At 66.9% G+C, this 17,692-nt stretch carries 12 protein-coding genes and 3 rRNA genes; 13 read left to right on the top strand and 2 right to left on the bottom strand.

The window, feature by feature from the left end:
• Positions 1-131: 131 nt before the first annotated feature.
• From ACQPYD_RS26850 to ACQPYD_RS26840, 3 genes are all read left to right on the top strand, one after another.
• On the top strand, positions 132-1,853 hold the full coding sequence (locus tag ACQPYD_RS26850; protein ID WP_267946303.1) for a DEAD/DEAH box helicase: 1,722 nt from the start codon (positions 132-134) through the stop codon (positions 1,851-1,853).
• A 141-nt stretch (positions 1,854-1,994) separates the two neighbouring features.
• Entirely contained in the window at positions 1,995-2,939 is a 945-nt protein-coding gene (locus ACQPYD_RS26845) for a zinc metalloprotease (RefSeq protein ID WP_433702142.1), read from the top strand.
• A gap of 155 nt (positions 2,940-3,094) precedes the next feature.
• The gene (locus tag ACQPYD_RS26840) at positions 3,095-4,102 is read left to right on the top strand and encodes a tryptophan--tRNA ligase (RefSeq protein WP_433698238.1); all 1,008 of its coding nucleotides are present in this window, start codon (positions 3,095-3,097) and stop codon (positions 4,100-4,102) included.
• A 48-nt stretch (positions 4,103-4,150) separates the two neighbouring features.
• Here the strand turns inward: ACQPYD_RS26840 and ACQPYD_RS26835 are convergent, their stop codons facing one another.
• Both ACQPYD_RS26835 and ACQPYD_RS26830 read right to left on the bottom strand, forming a co-directional pair.
• Positions 4,151-4,729: a nicotinamidase gene (locus ACQPYD_RS26835; protein WP_433698237.1), complete on the bottom strand. Its 579-nt coding sequence runs from the start codon at positions 4,727-4,729 to the stop codon at positions 4,151-4,153.
• Between the two features lie 67 nt (positions 4,730-4,796).
• Entirely contained in the window at positions 4,797-6,098 is a 1,302-nt protein-coding gene (locus tag ACQPYD_RS26830) for a nicotinate phosphoribosyltransferase (protein WP_433698236.1), read from the bottom strand.
• Positions 6,099-6,229: 131 nt separating this feature from the next.
• On the opposite strand from ACQPYD_RS26830, the gene ACQPYD_RS26825 reads away from it, so the two are divergent.
• The 10 genes from ACQPYD_RS26825 (at position 6,230) to ACQPYD_RS26780 (ending at position 17,422) form a co-directional block, all read left to right on the top strand.
• Positions 6,230-6,652: a Mov34/MPN/PAD-1 family protein gene (locus ACQPYD_RS26825; protein WP_433698235.1), complete on the top strand. Its 423-nt coding sequence runs from the start codon at positions 6,230-6,232 to the stop codon at positions 6,650-6,652.
• A 95-nt stretch (positions 6,653-6,747) separates the two neighbouring features.
• Complete coding sequence (locus tag ACQPYD_RS26820; protein WP_267946297.1) at positions 6,748-7,026, top strand: MoaD/ThiS family protein; 279 nt, start codon at positions 6,748-6,750, stop codon at positions 7,024-7,026.
• Between the two features lie 7 nt (positions 7,027-7,033).
• Positions 7,034-7,981 (top strand): PLP-dependent cysteine synthase family protein, encoded by a 948-nt coding sequence (locus ACQPYD_RS26815; RefSeq protein ID WP_433698234.1) that lies wholly within the window; start codon positions 7,034-7,036, stop codon positions 7,979-7,981.
• 317 nt (positions 7,982-8,298) lie between these two features.
• Positions 8,299-9,051: an MBL fold metallo-hydrolase gene (locus tag ACQPYD_RS26810; RefSeq protein WP_267946295.1), complete on the top strand. Its 753-nt coding sequence runs from the start codon at positions 8,299-8,301 to the stop codon at positions 9,049-9,051.
• Between the two features lie 131 nt (positions 9,052-9,182).
• Entirely contained in the window at positions 9,183-9,860 is a 678-nt protein-coding gene (gene rph, locus ACQPYD_RS26805) for a ribonuclease PH (RefSeq protein ID WP_433702141.1), read from the top strand.
• A gap of 56 nt (positions 9,861-9,916) precedes the next feature.
• A complete protein-coding gene (rdgB, locus tag ACQPYD_RS26800; protein ID WP_355011103.1) occupies positions 9,917-10,522 on the top strand; it encodes an RdgB/HAM1 family non-canonical purine NTP pyrophosphatase in 606 nt (201 codons plus the stop codon).
• Positions 10,523-11,391: 869 nt separating this feature from the next.
• Positions 11,392-12,923, top strand: a 16S ribosomal RNA gene (locus ACQPYD_RS26795).
• Positions 12,924-13,288: 365 nt separating this feature from the next.
• Positions 13,289-16,381, top strand: a 23S ribosomal RNA gene (locus tag ACQPYD_RS26790).
• 107 nt (positions 16,382-16,488) lie between these two features.
• A 5S ribosomal RNA gene (rrf, locus tag ACQPYD_RS26785) occupies positions 16,489-16,604 on the top strand.
• The 16S, 23S and 5S rRNA genes sit together here, the layout of an rRNA operon.
• Positions 16,605-16,789: 185 nt before the next feature.
• Positions 16,790-17,422, top strand: a complete 633-nt coding sequence (locus tag ACQPYD_RS26780; protein WP_433698233.1) for a class I SAM-dependent methyltransferase — start codon at positions 16,790-16,792, stop codon at positions 17,420-17,422.
• The last annotated feature ends 270 nt before the right edge of the window (positions 17,423-17,692 follow it).

Here is a 17,692-nt window from a genome sequence, read left to right as displayed (position 1 = left end):
GGGCCCGGGGCCCCGCGGGCGGCGGGGGGACGCGGCGCGTCCGTGTGGGCGGCACCACTGGCGGGGCTCCCGGTCCGGTCCGCCACGACCGCTAACCTCTAGCAGGTGAGCAACGGGGGACGGTTCTGAGAATGACGGTGACGCAGACCACTACGGAGGACCGCCTGCGCGGGCTCCGCGCTTGGCAGCGGGAGGCGTTCGAGGAGTACTTCCGCCGGGAGCCGCGCGACTTCCTCGCCGTGGCGACCCCCGGTGCGGGCAAGACGACCTTCGCGCTCACCCTGGCCACGGAACTCCTCCACCGGCACGCGGTGAGGGCCATCACCATCGTGTGCCCCACCGAGCACCTCAAGAAGCAGTGGGCCGAGGCCGCCGCCCGGTTCGGCATCGCCATCGACCCCGACTTCAAGAACGGCCAGGGGGCGCTCGGCCGCCAGTACATCGGGGTGGCCGTCACCTACGCGCAGGTCGCCGCGCACCCGATGCTGCACCGCAACCGGACCGAGGCGCGCAAGACGCTCGTGATCTTCGACGAGGTCCACCACGCGGGCGACGCCCTCTCCTGGGGCGACGCCGCGCGCGAGGCCTTCGACCCGGCGACCAAACGGCTCTCCCTCACCGGCACCCCCTTCCGCTCCGACATCAACCCCATCCCCTTCGTGGACTACGTCCCCGACGCGGCGGGGGTGCGCCGCTGCTCGTGGGACTACAACTACGGGTACGGCCCTGCCCTGGAGGACGGGGTCGTGCGCCCCGTCATCTTCATGGCCTACTCCGGTGAGATGCGCTGGCGCACCCGCGCCGGGGACGAACTCGCGGCCCGGCTCGGGGAGCCCCTCACCCAGGACGCCCTCTCCCAGGCCTGGCGCGCCGCGCTGGACCCCAAGGGCGACTGGATCAAGCGCGTGCTCCAGGCCGCGGACCGGCGCCTGACCGAGGTCCGCAAGACGCACCCCGACGCGGGCGGCCTGGTCATCGCCACCGACCACGAGAACGCCCGCGCCTACTCGCGCATCATCCGGCAGATCACCGGCAAGGGCGCGACCGTGGTGCTCTCGGACGACCCCACGGCCTCCCGGAAGATCTCCCGTTTCGCCGTGGGCGACGACCGGTGGATGGTCGCGGTGCGCATGGTGTCGGAGGGGGTCGACGTGCCCCGGCTGATGGTCGGCGTGTACGCCACCTCCACCAGCACGGCCCTGTTCTTCGCCCAGGCCATCGGCCGCTTCGTGCGCGTGCGCCAGCGGGGCGAGGTGGCGTCGGTGTTCCTGCCCTCGGTGCCGACCCTGCTGGAGTACGCGGGCGAGATGGAGCGCGAGCGCGACCACGTGCTGGACAAGCCGCCGCCCGGTGACGACGAGTACCCGGAGGAGGACCTCCTCAAGGAGGCCAACCGCAAGCGGGACAGCCCGGACGCCGGCGAGGAGCTGCCGTTCGAGACGATGGAGTCGGCGGCCGAGTTCGACCGCGCCCTCTACGACGGGGCCGAGTACGGCGGTGTCCCGGGCTCCTCCGAGGAGGAGGACTTCCTGGGGCTGCCGGGCCTGCTCGACCCGCAACAGGTCTCCCAGCTCCTGCGCAAGCGCAAGGCCGACATCCGCGCGGGTGAGCGCAGGGCGAAGAAGGACGACCCGGCCGAGGAGGAGGGCCCCACCCACGAGGTCGTGGCGGAGCTGCGCCGCGAGCTCAGCGGGCTGGTGGGCGCCTGGCACCACCGGACGGGCAAGCCGCACGGGGTCATCCACAACGAGCTGCGCCGCGCGTGCGGGGGCCCGCCGGTGGCGCAGGCCTCCCCGACCCAGATCCGCGAGCGGATCGCCAAGCTCCGCACCTGGGCGGTCGGGGGCAAGTAGTCCCGGTTGTCCCGAAAAGGGCAAACACTTCGTCAGTGTGCGCACGGCTCCTGTGCCGAACGTGCGTGTTTGATTACATTCCGTGATGTGAATCGACGAAGCTCTCGCGGCGGCACAGCCGCGCTCTGGACCGGACTGCTCATGTGCGGTCTCGCTCTGACCGGGACGGTCGCGGGCCTGCCGTCCGAACCGGCCGGGGCCGAGACCGCCCGGACCCTGGCCCCGGGGGAGGAGGGCGCCCTCCCGGAGGAGTGCCCGCCGGGCCGCGCCGTCCAGGCCGCCCGCGTGAGCGATCCCGACGCGGCGGTGCCCGAGGGAGAGGGAGGGGAGCTCACCCCGCAGCAGGCCGAGGACTACGACAGGCGGTTCCGCGAGGCCCTCGTGCCCCTGCGCGGCCAGGAGATGCAGGCGCCCCAGAGCGTGCCGGTCGTGGTGCACGTCATCTCCGCCGAGGACGGCCGGGGCGACGTGCCGCAGGCCCGTGTCGACGACCAGGTCGAGGTCCTCAACACCGCCTTCTCGGGCGGCTACGGGACGGACGGCGCCGACACCGGTTTCCGCTTCGAGCTGTCCGAGACCACCCGCACGGTGAACGACACCTGGTTCACCCGGTTCGACGAGTACCGCGACACGATCCGGGCCGAGCTGCACCGGGGCGGCGCCGGGACGCTCAACGTCTACACGGCCCAACTGGGGACGGGGCTGCTCGGGTACTCCTCCTTCCCGCAGGACTACGAGGCGGCGCCCGAGCAGGACGGGGTCGTGCTCGCCCACGACACCCTGCCCGGCGGAGGCCGTGAGGGCTTCGACCTCGGCCACACCGGCACCCACGAGGTCGGCCACTGGCTGGGGCTGTTCCACACGTTCCAGAACGGGTGCGCCTCGCCCGGGGACTACGTGGACGACACCCCCTACGAGCGCGAGGCGGCGTCCGGCTGCCCGGTCGGCAGGGACTCCTGCCCCCGCAAGAAGGGCGACGACCCCGTCACCAACTTCATGAACTACAGCGACGACGGCTGCATGACCCACTTCACCGAGGGGCAGGCCCGGCGCATCGTCGAGCACTGGGCGGCCTTCCGCTCCTGACCCGGCGGTCCGGGCGACCGCGTCCGGCGCCCCGGGGCATGCGCCCCGGGGCCCCGGACACCGCACCGGCCCGGAGGGGGAGGGGCCCGGACCGGGGACGGCCGCCGGGAGGACCTGTACGGGGGAGCGCCCCCGAACGCCGCTAGGCTGAGGGCATGGCAGCGAACACCTACCTGACCGGCATCAAGCCCACCGGGGATTTCCACCTGGGCAACTACGTCGGCGCGATCAAGCCCGCCCTGGCCGCGGCCCGTGAGTACGACACGTACTACTTCGTCGCGGACTACCACGCGCTCAACACCGTCAAGGACGCGGCCGAGCTCCGCCACAGCATCCGGTCGGGCGCTGCCACCTGGCTCGCGTGCGGCCTCGACCCCGAGCGCACGGTCGTCTACCAGCAGTCCAAGGTCCCCGAGACCTTCGAGCTCACCACCATCCTGAGCGCCCTCACCCCCAAGGGCCTCATGAACCGCGCGCACGCCTACAAGGCCGCGCGGGACCGCAACACCGCGGCGGGGAACAGCGACCTGGACGCCGGGGTCAACATGGGGCTGTTCAACTACCCCATCCTCATGGCCGCCGACATCCTGGTCATGGAGGGCACGCACGTGCCGGTCGGCCGCGACCAGTCCCAGCACATCGAGTACACGGCCGACATCGCCGGGTACTTCAACCACCGCTTCGGCGAGGAGTACGCCTTCCCGGTCCCCAAGGGCGTCATCGACGAGGGCGACGGCAGCATCCTGCCCGGCACCGACGGCCGCAAGATGAGCAAGTCCTACGACAACCACATCCCGCTGTTCCTGCCGGAGAACAAGCTCAAGAAGGCCATCCGCCGCATCCCGACCGACTCCACCCCCGTGGAGGATCCCAAGGACGCCGACGGCTCGGTGCCCTTCCAGCTCCTGGCCCACTTCGCCGACGCCGACAAGGTCGCCGACGTCCGGCGGCGGCTGGAGGCCGGCGGCATGGGCTGGGGCGAGCTCAAGAACGAGCTGTTCGAGGCGGTCAACGCCGAACTCGGCCCCAAGCGCGAGCGCTACGACCAGCTGATGGACGACCCCTCCGAGATCGACGCGATCCTGGAGGCCGGTTCCGCGCGCGCCCGCGAGCGTGCGCGCGCCACGATCGACCGGGTGCGCGCCGCCGTCGGCGTCGCCTGACGCGCGACAGGCACGGGGGCGGCGCGCCGCGCCGCCCCCGCCCGTGCGTCAGCCCACCAGCGGCTCGCCCTCCAGCTCCACCCCGGCCGCGCGCAGCCGCTCCAGCGCGGTCGCCACGGTGTCCCCGGACACACCCGCGGTGAGGCCGAGCAGGACCCGCGTGCGCAGGCCCTCGGCAGCCGCGTCCACCGCCGTCGCGCGGACGCAGTGGTCGGTGGCAATCCCCACCACGTCCACCTCGTCCACCCCCCGTTCGCGCAGCCAGTCGGCCAGCCGGGTCGTCCCGTCCCCCGCGGTCCCCTCGAAACCGCTGTAGGCCGCCGTGTACAGCCCCTTGCTGAACACCTCCTCGGCCAGCGAGGCGTCGAACGCCGGATGGAACTCGGCCCCGGGCGTCCCCGCTTCGCAGTGCCGGGGCCAGCTGTCCACGAAGTCCGGGTTCTCGGAGAAGTGCGCGCCCGGGTCGATGTGGTAGTCGCGGGTCGCCACCACGTGGTCGTAGGAGTCGGCGTTGGCCCGGGCGTGGCCGGTGACGGCGGCCGCCGTCCGCTCGCCGCCCCTCACCCCCAGGCTCCCGCCCTCGCAGAAGTCGTTCTGGATGTCCACCACGATGAGTGCCCTGGTCATCCCGGCACCCCTTTCTCGCGTCTGTCGGTCAGGTCTCGGAACTCGGGGGCCGGTCCCCCGGAACGGCTCAGTGGAAGACCGTCGGCAGCGCGGCCTCGCCCCGCGACATCCGCAGCGCCTGCTCGGGAAGCTCGGCGACCGTCGCGCGGTGCCGCTCCCTCGCGTCGTGGACGCTCTCCTGCCCCACCACGACGCCCTCGGACACCAGGGGCCGCAGCAGCGGACGCAACCCCACGCCCGAAGACGGGTCGTGGGGGAACACCTCCTCCGCCACGGCGGTCCCCTTGTCGTCCAGGCGTCGCGACGCCCACTTGCGGCCGCCCCGGCTGGGCTTGCCCACCGAGCGCTTGGCCACCGGTTCCAGAGGGGCGTCCGGCTCCAGGCCGCGGGCCCGCGCCACCAGCTTGTACACGAGGGACACCGTCGGCGCCCCCGACCCCGTCACCAGAGAGGTACCCACCCCGTAACCGTTCACGGGCGCCACGGCCAGGGCCAGGATCGAGTACTCGTCCAGGTCGCCGGTCACCACGATGCGGGTCCCGGTCGCACCGAGTGCGTCCAGCTGCGCGCGCACCCGGGAGGCGGTCGCGCCGAGGTCGCCGGAGTCGATGCGCACCGCGCCCAGCTCCGGGCCGGCCAGTTCCACGGCGGTGGCCACCGCCCGCTCCACGTCGAACGTGTCCACGAGCAGTGTCGTCCCCGTGCCCATGGACTCCAACTGGGCCTTGAACGCGTGCCTCTCGCTGTCGTGCAGGAGCGTGAACGCGTGCGCCGCGGTGCCGCCGGTCGGCACCCCGTAGGTACGCCCCGCCTCGAGGTTGGAGGAGGTCGCGAACCCGCCCACGTACGCGGCGCGCGCCGAGGCGACGGCCGACCGCTCGTGCGTGCGGCGCGAGCCCATCTCGATCAGGGGGCGGTCGCCCGCCGCGGCCGACATCCGGCTGGCGGCGGAGGCGATGGCGCTGTCGTGGTTGTACACCGACAGCGCCAGGGTCTCCAGGATCACGGCCTCGGCGAACGTGCCCTCGACCACGAGGATGGGGGAGCCGGGGAAGTACGCCTCCCCCTCGCCGTAGCCCCATACGTTCCCGGAGAACCGGTAGTCGGCCAGCCACGCGAGCGTGCGGTCGTCCACCACCCCGTTGTCGGAGAGGAAGTCCAGTTCCCCGGTGTCGAACCTGAACCTCTCCAGGAGGTCGAGGAAGCGGCCGGTCCCGGAGACGATCCCGTACCGCCGCCCCTCGGGGAGGCGCCGGGCGAACATCTCGAACACCGACCGACGCGGGGCGGCGCCGCTGTGCAGGGCCCCCTGGAGCATCGTCAGTTCGTAGTGGTCGGTGAGCAGCGCGCTGCTGCTGTCGTCGCTCATGGGCACGAGCCTAATCCGTGTGCGATGGGCCACGGAGGCCGCCCCACCAGCCCCGGAACGGCGGGGCCTCCCGGGTCCGCTAACAATACCCATTCGGTTGGTAGGGAAGAGGATGCGGGTACCCTGGTCGCATGCTGAGGATTGATCGCCCGATCTACGACAAGATCGTCTCCCACGCCCGTCGCGACCACCCGGACGAGGCGTGCGGCGTCGTGGCCGGACCCGAGAAGTCCGACCGCCCCGAGCGGTTCATCGAGATGGCCAACGCGGAGCGGTCACCGACCTTCTACCGGTTCGACTCCCTCGAACAGCTCAAGGTCTGGCGGGAGATGGACGACCGGGACGAGGAGCCCGTCGTGATCTACCACTCCCACACCGCCACCGAGGCCTACCCCTCGCGCACCGACATCTCCTACGCGTCCGAGCCCGGCGCGCACTACGTGCTCGTCTCCACCCGTGAGCCGGACACCGTCGAGTTCCGGTCCTACCGGATCGTCGACGGCGAGGTCACCGAGGAGCCGGTGGAGATCACCGGTACCGGCGCCGGCCGGTAGGCGCCGCGTCTCGCGGGCCCCGCCCCGGAATGGCCGCGAGACGTCCCCTGTTGGAAATGAACGCACACCAACCACCGCGAAGGAAGTCACTCTTCATGGCCATCGAGGTCCGCATCCCCACCATCCTGCGCAACCTGACCGACGACGCCAAGGTCGTCGAGGGGTCCGGCGCCACCCTCGAAGAGCTGTTCACCGACCTGGACGGCCGCTACCCGGGCATCGGCGAGCGCCTGGTGGAGGACGGCAAGCTGCGCCGCTTCATCAACGTGTACCTCAACGACGAGGACGTGCGTTTCGTCGGCGGCCTGAAGGCGGAGCTCTCCGACGGCGACAGCGTCACCGTCCTGCCGGCCGTCGCCGGCGGAAGCCGCTAGGCCGGGCATGCGCTACGACTCCCTGCTCGACTCCCTCGGGGGCACGCCGCTCGTCGGCCTGCCGAGCCTCTCGCCCTCGCCCCGGGTCCGGCTCTGGGCCAAGCTGGAGGACCGCAACCCCACGGGCTCGATCAAGGACCGCACCGCGTTCTTCATGATCGAGCAGGCCGAGAAGGACGGCCTGCTGTCCCCCGGCTGCACCATCCTGGAGCCGACCTCGGGGAACACCGGCATCTCGCTGGCGATGGTCGCCAAGCTGCGTGGCTACCGCATGGTCTGCGTCATGCCGGAGAACACGTCGGCGGAGCGCAGGCAGCTGCTCGCCATGTGGGGGGCCGAGGTCCACTACTCCGAGGCGGCGGGCGGGTCCAACGAGGCCGTCCGCGTCGCCAAGGAGATGGCGAAGGAGCACCCGGACTGGGTGATGCTCTACCAGTACGGCAACCCGGCGAACGCGCGGGCCCACTACGAGACCACGGGCCCCGAGATCCTCGCCGACCTGCCGGGGATCACCCACTTCGTGGCCGGTCTCGGTACCACCGGGACCCTCATGGGAGCGGGGCGCTACCTGCGCGAGCAGCGGCCCGACGTCCGGATCGTCGCGGCCGAGCCCCGGTACGGCGAACTGGTCTACGGGCTGCGCAACCTCGACGAGGGCTTCGTCCCGGAACTGTACGACGAGTCGGTGCTCACCACCCGCTTCTCGGTCCCGGCCGAGGCGGCGCTCCGGCGCACCCGCGAGCTCCTCGACCGGGAGGGCATCTTCGCCGGGATCTCCACCGGCGGCGCCCTGCACGCCGCGCTGGGCGTGGCCGCGAAGGCGGAGAAGGCGGGCGAACGCGCCGACATCGCCTTCGTCATCGCCGACGCGGGGTGGAAGTACCTGTCCACCGGCGCCTACGAGGGCACCCTGGAGGAGGCGGAGGACCGGCTCGACGGCCAGCTCTGGGCCTGAGGCGTCCGACGCCTCCCGGCCGCCGGCCCGGAAGGCGGTGAGGGCCGGCACCCACGATGGGTGCCGGCCCTCTTGCTGTTCTGAACACGCCCGAAACACGCCCTGAACAAACAAGACAGAAAGCGTCAAAGTGTGTGAAAAATTCACACGTGACCGAGGTCGCGTGAGACGCGGGACACATTTTGTACCACCCGGGCGGGCATTGGGGTAGACCCGTAACAACGGGACATCCGCAGAACCAGCCGCCATCCGCACTCCTCACCACACGCCTGGGGTGCCACGGACGCCGCGCGGCCCATCGAGAAGGCGACGACGACGTGCGACTCACGATTATCGGGTCCTCGGGGAGCTTCCCCGGGCCGGACAGCCCGGCCTCCTGTTACATGCTGGAGGCGGACGGCTACCGCCTCCTGCTCGACATGGGCAACGGCGCGCTCGGAGCACTCCAGCGGTACATCGACATCTACTCCGTCGACGCCGTCTACCTGAGCCATCTGCACGCCGACCACTGCTTCGACCTGTGCTCCTACTGGGTGGCGAGGATGTTCCATCCCGAGGGCGCCAAGCCCCGCATCCCGGTCTACGGGCCCAGGGGCGTGGCCGACCGCGTCGCGGAGGCGTACGGGCTCGAACCGGATCCGGGCATGACCGAGGTCTTCGACTTCCACGAGCTCGTCCCCGGCGCCCTGGAGATCGGCCCCTTCACCGCCCGGGTCGACTACGTCAACCACCCGGTGGAGGCCTTCGGCATCCGCCTGGAGCACGGCGGCGCGTCCATGGCCTACTCGGGGGACACCGGCGTCTGCGACTCCCTGGTCGAACTCGCGACCGACACCGACCTGTTCCTGTGCGAGGCGGCCTTCCAGGACCACCTGGAACACCCCAAGGACATGCACCTGACGGGCAGCGAGGCGGGCGACCACGCCAACCGCGCGAGGGCCCGCGAACTGCTCCTCACCCACCTCGTTCCGTGGAACGACGACGAGGTCACCCTCGCGGAGGCCAGCTCCACCTTCGCGGGGCCGATCGGCCTGGCGCGCAGCGGCCAGGTGCACGCGATCGGCGGCTGACCGGCCGGCGGAACGCGTCGGGCGTCGCACAGGAGGGGCATTCGTGCCCACCAGCACCGCCGGACCCTCCTCGGATATACGCTCTTGGCATGGCCCGACCTGACGGACGCGTTCCGACCCAACTCCGCCCCGTGACGATCACCCGCAACTGGCTGCGCCAGGCGGAGGGCTCCGCACTCATCGAGTTCGGGGACACCCGCGTACTGTGCGCCGCCACAGTCGAGGACGGGGTCCCCCGCTGGCGCCGGGGCACCGGCGAGGGGTGGGTCACCGCCGAGTACGCGATGCTGCCCCGCGCCACCGACACCCGCGGGGCGCGGGAGTCGGTCCGCGGGAAGATCGGCGGCCGCACCCACGAGATCTCCCGCCTGATCGGCCGCTCCCTGCGCGCCGTCGTGGACTTCAAGGCGATGGGCGAGCACACCATCACCCTCGACTGCGACGTCCTCCAGGCGGACGGGGGGACCCGCACCGCCGCCATCACCGGCGCGTACGTGGCGCTGGCCGACGCCATGAAGTACCTGCGCAAGCGCCGCAAGCTCAAGAACAACCCGCTGACCGGCTCCCTGTCGGCCGTCAGCGTCGGCGTGGTCCAGGGCCAGCCCAGGCTGGACCTGAACTACCTGGAGGACTCGGTCGCCCAGACCGACATGAACGTCGTCCTCACCGGGGACGGCAGGTTCGTCGAGGTGCAGGGGACCGCCGAGGGGGAGCCGTTCGACCGGGACCTCCTCAACCAGCTGCTCGACCTCGCGGCCGCCGGCTGCGAGGAACTGACCGCGATCCAGAAGAAGGCACTGGCCGAGTGACACCGATGAACAGCGTCGGCACCCGTATCGGCGGTGTCCCCGGAGGAGGGGGAACCGTGAAGCTCGTACTGGCCACACGCAACGCCAAGAAGGTTCCGGAGATGCGCGCGATCCTGGCCGAGGCCGGCCTGGACGCGGAGGTGCTGTCGCTCGACGCCTTCCCGGACGCGCCCGAGGTGCCCGAGACGGAGCCCTCGTTCATCGGGAACGCACTGCTGAAGGCGCGCGCGATCGCCGCGCACACGGGGCTCCCCGCCGTCGCCGACGACTCCGGACTGGCCGTCGACGAGCTGAGGGGGATGCCCGGGGTGCTCTCCGCCCGCTGGGCCGGCCGCTTCGGCGAGGGGGACCAGGACCGGGCCAACCTCGACCTCGTCCTCGACCAGCTGGCGGACACCCCGGCGGAGCGCCGCGGCGGCGAGTTCGTGTGCGCGGCCGTGCTGGTGATGCCCGACGGTACCGAGGTGGTCGCCGAGGGGGTGCTCCGCGGCAGGCTGGCGCGCGAGCGCCGGGGGGACCACGGCTTCGGGTACGACCCGGTCTTCATCCCCGAGGGGGAGACGCGCACCACGGCGGAGCTCACCCCGGAGGAGAAGAACGCGATCAGCCACCGGGGGATCGCCTTCCGGCAGCTGGCCAAGGACCTGGCGGACATGGTCTGACCCCGCCGGTCCCGTGCTGACCAGGGGCGGCGCCAGGGCTTCCGGCCCGGGCGCCGCCTCCGCCGTTCCGGGACCGCGGGGCCGCTGCCGGGGGTCGCGCGAAGGTGCGGTCCCCGCCGTGGAAAAAAACTCGGCCCCCTGTGTTTGGCCGGGGGTGTGCAGGGGCAGGACAGTCGTTGCCTGACAAGCAAGCCGTGACAGACACACGATCGCGAGGATCGGGTGGTCCGGCAGGCGCGGACCAGCGGGCGGGCCCGAGGGGGTCGGCCGACGCGGAACGCTCGTGGACATCGGGTTCCCCCCGGACGCGGGCCGGTTTGACGCCGCCGGGGTAGTTGCCTACACTCGATCGAGTCGCTGCGGGACGGCGAGGATCTTTCTTCGGATCACTCGGAACCGGGCCGCGATCCGACAATCCTCCTCCTGAGTACCTTGGTCCGAGCATGCGCTCGGAGCGTGTAGGCTCAGGGAGTTGCCTCGAAAGAGGGAAAACCGGGTTCTTTATCCCGATCAGGTGCGCAGAAAAACCTCAGGGTTTGGAAGCGCAAATGCGAAAAACCGCCGATTTGGCGGGGCGCGGAACACCTGATAAAGTAAAGACACAACAAAGCGGAAACGTAGACGCCTTCCACGGAAGAGCAGACAGTCGAAAAGGCTGGCGCTTGTACGGGAAGAGCGGTTGTTTCTTGAGAACTCAACAGCGCGTGTTTGATTTTCTTTAAGCCATGTTTGTTTTGGCCCCGTCACCCGAACAGTGGTTCGGTGTGAAGGGTTCCTTTGATTAATCGGGGCAACCCGGTTGGTCAGGATTACTTCTAGGTTTATCCGCCCCAGGCCGACCCCTGGTCGCCGGGACGGATGGTATGACCTTTATGGAGAGTTTGATCCTGGCTCAGGACGAACGCTGGCGGCGTGCTTAACACATGCAAGTCGAGCGGTAAGGCCCTTCGGGGTACACGAGCGGCGAACGGGTGAGTAACACGTGAGCAACCTGCCCCTGACTCTGGGATAAGCGGTGGAAACGCCGTCTAATACCGGATACGACACACCGCCTCATGGCGGTGTGTGGAAAGTTTTTCGGTCAGGGATGGGCTCGCGGCCTATCAGCTTGTTGGTGGGGTAACGGCCTACCAAGGCGATTACGGGTAGCCGGCCTGAGAGGGCGACCGGCCACACTGGGACTGAGACACGGCCCAGACTCCTGCGGGAGGCAGCAGTGGGGAATATTGCGCAATGGGCGAAAGCCTGACGCAGCGACGCCGCGTGGGGGATGACGGCCTTCGGGTTGTAAACCTCTTTTACCACCAACGCAGGCTCCCAGTTCTCTGGGGGTTGACGGTAGGTGGGGAATAAGGACCGGCTAACTACGTGCCAGCAGCCGCGGTAATACGTAGGGTCCGAGCGTTGTCCGGAATTATTGGGCGTAAAGAGCTCGTAGGCGGCGTGTCGCGTCTGCTGTGAAAGACCGGGGCTTAACTCCGGTTCTGCAGTGGATACGGGCATGCTAGAGGTAGGTAGGGGAGACTGGAATTCCTGGTGTAGCGGTGAAATGCGCAGATATCAGGAGGAACACCGGTGGCGAAGGCGGGTCTCTGGGCCTTACCTGACGCTGAGGAGCGAAAGCATGGGGAGCGAACAGGATTAGATACCCTGGTAGTCCATGCCGTAAACGTTGGGCGCTAGGTGTGGGGACTTTCCACGGTTTCCGCGCCGCAGCTAACGCATTAAGCGCCCCGCCTGGGGAGTACGGCCGCAAGGCTAAAACTCAAAGGAATTGACGGGGGCCCGCACAAGCGGCGGAGCATGTTGCTTAATTCGACGCAACGCGAAGAACCTTACCAAGGTTTGACATCGCCCGTGGACCTGTAGAGATACAGGGTCATTTAGTTGGTGGGTGACAGGTGGTGCATGGCTGTCGTCAGCTCGTGTCGTGAGATGTTGGGTTAAGTCCCGCAACGAGCGCAACCCCTATTCTATGTTGCCAGCACGTTATGGTGGGGACTCATAGGAGACTGCCGGGGTCAACTCGGAGGAAGGTGGGGACGACGTCAAGTCATCATGCCCCTTATGTCTTGGGCTGCAAACATGCTACAATGGCCGGTACAATGGGCGTGCGAGACCGCAAGGTGGAGCGAATCCCTAAAAGCCGGTCTCAGTTCGGATTGGGGTCTGCAACTCGACCCCATGAAGGTGGAGTCGCTAGTAATCGCGGATCAGCAACGCCGCGGTGAATACGTTCCCGGGCCTTGTACACACCGCCCGTCACGTCATGAAAGTCGGCAACACCCGAAACTTGTGGCCTAACCCTTCGGGGAGGGAATGAGTGAAGGTGGGGCTGGCGATTGGGACGAAGTCGTAACAAGGTAGCCGTACCGGAAGGTGCGGCTGGATCACCTCCTTTCTAAGGAGTCTTTGAAGATCAGCCTCTTCCTATGGCTGGTCGGACTCGTAAGTGGACCCGTTCGGGCCGGTCTTCGGATCGCCTGTTTTCGGGAGTGGCTTTAGAGAATCAGGCTTTGCCTCCGGCGACTAGAAGCGTCGGGGGGCGCGCTGTTGGGTGTCTGAGGAAGCAACCTCGACCATCTGGCTCTCCCTTGCGGGGGGCGGGTGGTCGGTTTGTTTCCCGCGGACCGCCCCGAGGAACTCTTCTTCGTTGCGGGTGGGTGCACGTGAGTGTGCCGGCCGGTGGTGGGGGATGTGGTGCGAGGGTGTGCGGTTGGTGTTTTGACTTGTGAATAGTGTGCGCGAGCATCTTGTTATCTGTAGTGGCCAAGTGATAGTGGCACACGGTGGATGCCTTGGCATCAGGCGCCGATGAAGGACGTGGGAGGCCGCGATAGGCCACGGGGAGCTGTCAACCGAGCTTTGATCCGTGGGTGTCCGAATGGGGAAACCTAGCCCGAGTTGTGTCGGGTTGCCGCTACCTGAATGTATAGGGTAGTTGGTGGTGACGCGGGGAAGTGAAACATCTCAGTACCCGTAGGAAGAGTAAACAACAGTGATTCCCCTAGTAGTGGTGAGCGAACGGGGAAGAGGCTAAACCGTGCGCGTGTGATAGACGGCAGTCGTTGCGTGTGCGGGGTTGTGGGATGCATCTTTCCAGGTCTGCCGATCTGGAGCGCTGAGTGATTCTTTTAGCTGAATCCGTTGGGAAGCGGAACCGTAGTGGGTGAGAGTCCCGTAGGTGAAGGAAGAGTCTAGGCGTTGGTGTTCTCCCGAGTAGCGCGGAGCCCGTGAAAGTCCGTGTGAATCTGGCAGGACCACCTGCTAAGCCAAAATACGTCCTGATGACCGATAGTGCACTAGTACCGTGAGGGAAAGGTGAAAAGTGCCCCGGTGAGGGGTCGTGAAATAGTACCTGAAACCGTGTGCTGTCAAGCCGTCAGAGCTGGAGCTTGTCTTTGGTGATGGCGTGCCTTTTGAAGAATGAGCCTGCGAGTCATGGTGTGTGGCGAGGTTAACCCGGGTGGGGTAGCCGTAGGGAAACCGAGTCTGAATAGGGCGTTTGAGTCGCATGCTGTGGACCCGAAGCGGAGTGATCTACCCATGTCCAGGGTGAAGCGGGGGTAAGACCTCGTGGAGGCCCGAACCCACCAGGGTTGAAAACCTGGGGGATGAGGTGTGGGTAGGGGTGAAAGGCCAATCAAACTCCGTGATAGCTGGTTCTCCCCGAAATGCATTTAGGTGCAGCGTCGCGTGTTTCTTGCTGGAGGTAGAGCTACTGTTTGGCTGATGGGCCCTACAAGGTTACTGACGTCAGACAAACTCCGAATGCCGGTTAAGTGAAGCGCGGCAGTGAGACTGCGGGGGATAAGCTTCGTAGTCGAGAGGGAAACAGCCCAGATCATCAGCTAAGGCCCCTAAGCGTGTGCTAAGTGGGAAAGGTTGTGGAGTTGCTGAGACAACCAGGAGGTTGGCTTAGAAGCAGCCATCCTTTAAAGAGTGCGTAATAGCTCACTGGTCAAGTGGTTCTGCGCCGATAATGTAGCGGGGCTTAAGCACACCGCCGAAGCTGTGGATGCCAACCTTGTGTTGGTGTGGTAGGGGAGCGTCGTGCATCCGGTGAAGCTGCCGAGTGATCGTGTGGTGGAGGGTGTGCGAGTGAGAATGCAGGCATGAGTAGCGAAAGCAACGTGAGAAACGTTGCCGCCGATTGACTAAGGGTTCCTGGGGCAGGTTAATCCGCCCAGGGTGAGTCTGGACCTAAGGCGAGGCCGACAGGCGTAGTCGATGGATAACGGGTTGATATTCCCGTACCCGTGCACGAGCGCCCAGTATCGAATCAGGTGATGCTAACCACGCCGGCTCCTTATGGGACCTTCGGGTTCTGTTTGTGGCTGGTCTGGGATCCGAGCTTGTAGTAGGTAAGTGATGGGGTGACGCAGGAGGGTAGCTCTACCCGGCGGTGGTTGTCCGGGGGTAAGCGTGTAGGCTGGGGGGTTGGCAAATCCGCCTCCCGTGAAGGCTGAGACGTGATGCCGAGCCGTTTTCGGTGAAGTGAGTGATCCCATGCTGTCGAGAAAAGCCTCTAGCGAGTTCGTGTGTGGCCAGTACCCTAAACCGACGCAGGTGGTCAGGTAGAGAATACCGAGGCGTTCGGGTGAACCATGGTTAAGGAACTCGGCAAATTGTCCCCGTAACTTCGGGAGAAGGGGAGCCCTGTCTGGTGATGGCCTTTGCGGTCTGAGCTGGGTGGGGTCGCAGATAGCGGGGGGAAGCGACTGTTTATTAAAAACACAGGTCCGTGCGAAGTCGTAAGACGCTGTATACGGACTGACGCCTGCCCGGTGCTGGAACGTTAAGAGGACCGGTTAGTGGGAGTTCGCTCCTGCGAAGCTGGGAATCTAAGCGCCAGTAAACGGCGGTGGTAACTATAACCATCCTAAGGTAGCGAAATTCCTTGTCGGGTAAGTTCCGACCTGCACGAATGGCGTAACGACTTCCCCACTGTCTCAACCATGGGCCCGGTGAAATTGCACTACGAGTAAAGATGCTCGTTTCGCGCAGCAGGACGGAAAGACCCCGGGACCTTCACTATAGCTTGACATTGGTGTTTGGGATGGTTTGTGTAGGATAGGTGGGAGCCGGTGAAGCTGTCACGCTAGTGGCGGTGGAGGCGTTGGTGAAATACCACTCTGACTGTTTCGGGCATCTAACCTTGGACCGTGATCCGGTTCGGGGACAGTGTCTGGTGGGTAGTTTAACTGGGGCGGTTGCCTCCCAAAGAGTAACGGAGGCGCCCAAAGGTTCCCTCAGCCTGGTTGGTAATCAGGTGTTGAGTGTAAGTGCACAAGGGAGCTTGACTGTGAGACGGACGTGTCGAGCAGGAGCGAAAGCTGGGACTAGTGATCCGGCACCGGCGTGTGGAAGCGGTGTCGCTCAACGGCTAAAAGGTACCCCGGGGATAACAGGCTGATCTTCCCCAAGAGTCCATATCGACGGGATGGTTTGGCACCTCGATGTCGGCTCGTCGCATCCTGGGGCTGGAGTTGGTCCCAAGGGTTGGGCTGTTCGCCCATTAAAGCGGCACGCGAGCTGGGTTTAGAACGTCGTGAGACAGTTCGGTCCCTATCCGCTGTGCGCGTTGGAGACTTGAGAAGGGCTGTCCCTAGTACGAGAGGACCGGGACGGACGAACCTCTGGTGTGCCAGTTGTCCTGCCAAGGGCATGGCTGGTTGGCTACGTTCGGGAGGGATAACCGCTGAAAGCATCTAAGCGGGAAGCTTGCTTCGAGATGAGGTCTCCTGCCTCCTTTGAGAGGGTAAGGCTCCCTGTAGACGACGGGGTTGATAGGCCGGGTGTGGAAGCCCTGTGAGGGGTGGAGCTGACCGGTACTAATAGGCCGAGGGCTTGTCCGCTGCAGATAATTGGATGTTCGCGCACACTTGTTCACACGGTTTTCCGCTGTGGGATTCTCCTTGCCAGGGGTTGTGGTGGGTTGAGGGTTTTGTGGTGGTGTTGGTTTCCGTGGTGGTTATTGCTGGAGGGTCACACCCGGTCTCTTTCCGAACCCGGTCGTTAAGTCTCCTTGCGCTGATGGTACTGCCCTGTGGTGGGGTGGGAGAGTAGGTCGCTGCCACGGTTTTTTGTGGGGAGGGGGTCGCCTTGTGGGCGGCCCCCTCCTTTTTTGTGCCCAGGCTTGTGCGTTTGTGAAAAGAATGGCCGGAGGTGTCGGAGGGAGGACGGCCTCTGTGTTCTTCCTGTGTGCTTCCGCGTTTCCGGGAGGCAGGGGGGCCTGTCCGTTTCCGACGGTGGGAGAATTCCCGTATGACGAAGACAATCCCCGCGGACCTCCTGGCCGCCGCAGAGGAAGCCAAGGGCTTCATGCCCACCGACGAGGGCACGCTCCTCTTCGAGACGGCGGTCCGGTACTCCGCGGTCGGCCCCGTCGTGGAGATCGGGACGTACTGCGGCAAGTCCACGATCTTCCTCGGGGCGGCCGCACGCGCCACGGGCACGAAGGTCCTGACGGTGGACCACCACCGGGGCTCGGAGGAGCACCAGGAGGGCTGGGAGTACCACGACGCCTCGCTCGTGGACGCGCTGACCGGCAGGTTCGACACCCTTCCGCACTTCCGCCGCACGATCACCCGCGCCGGCCTGGACGACGAGGTCATCGCGGTCGTCGGCCGGTCCTCCGAGGTCGCGGCCGTGTGGGGCACCCCGCTCGGGATGGTCTTCATCGACGGCGGGCACAGCGAGGAGGCCGCGCAGGACGACTACGCCGGCTGGAGTCCCCACGTCGCCGTGGGCGGGGCCCTCGTCATCCACGACGTGTTCCCGGACCCCGCGGACGGCGGACGTCCGCCGCACAACATCTACCTCAGGGCGCTGGAGTCCGGAAGGTTCGAGGAGGTGCGCGCCCTCGGGTCGATGCGCGTCCTCGAACGCGTCGCCTGACCGCTCCCGGTGCCCCGGACGGGGGCGTGCTCCGGGGGCACCGCCCGCGCCGCGGAGGTGGCGCGGTTCCCGGAGTACGCGGAACTGTCGCGGACATGAGAAAGTGAGTCATTCAACAACTGGCCCGAAACACGCTTGGCGAGGGTAAGCCCTCGGTAAGAAGTGACAGCGCCGTAACGGATTCGACCTCGACCTGGTTACGGGCGGGTATCGTTGCGTGGAGGGCGGAGCGATGGTGGCGTTATTCCCCTCATTACCGCTTCGCTCCTG

The sequence above is a fragment of the Nocardiopsis sp. CA-288880 genome, from assembly GCF_050955985.1.
Classification (GTDB): Bacteria; Actinomycetota; Actinomycetes; order Streptosporangiales; family Streptosporangiaceae; genus Nocardiopsis; species Nocardiopsis tropica.
This window is presented reverse-complemented; position numbering and strand designations above follow the sequence as displayed.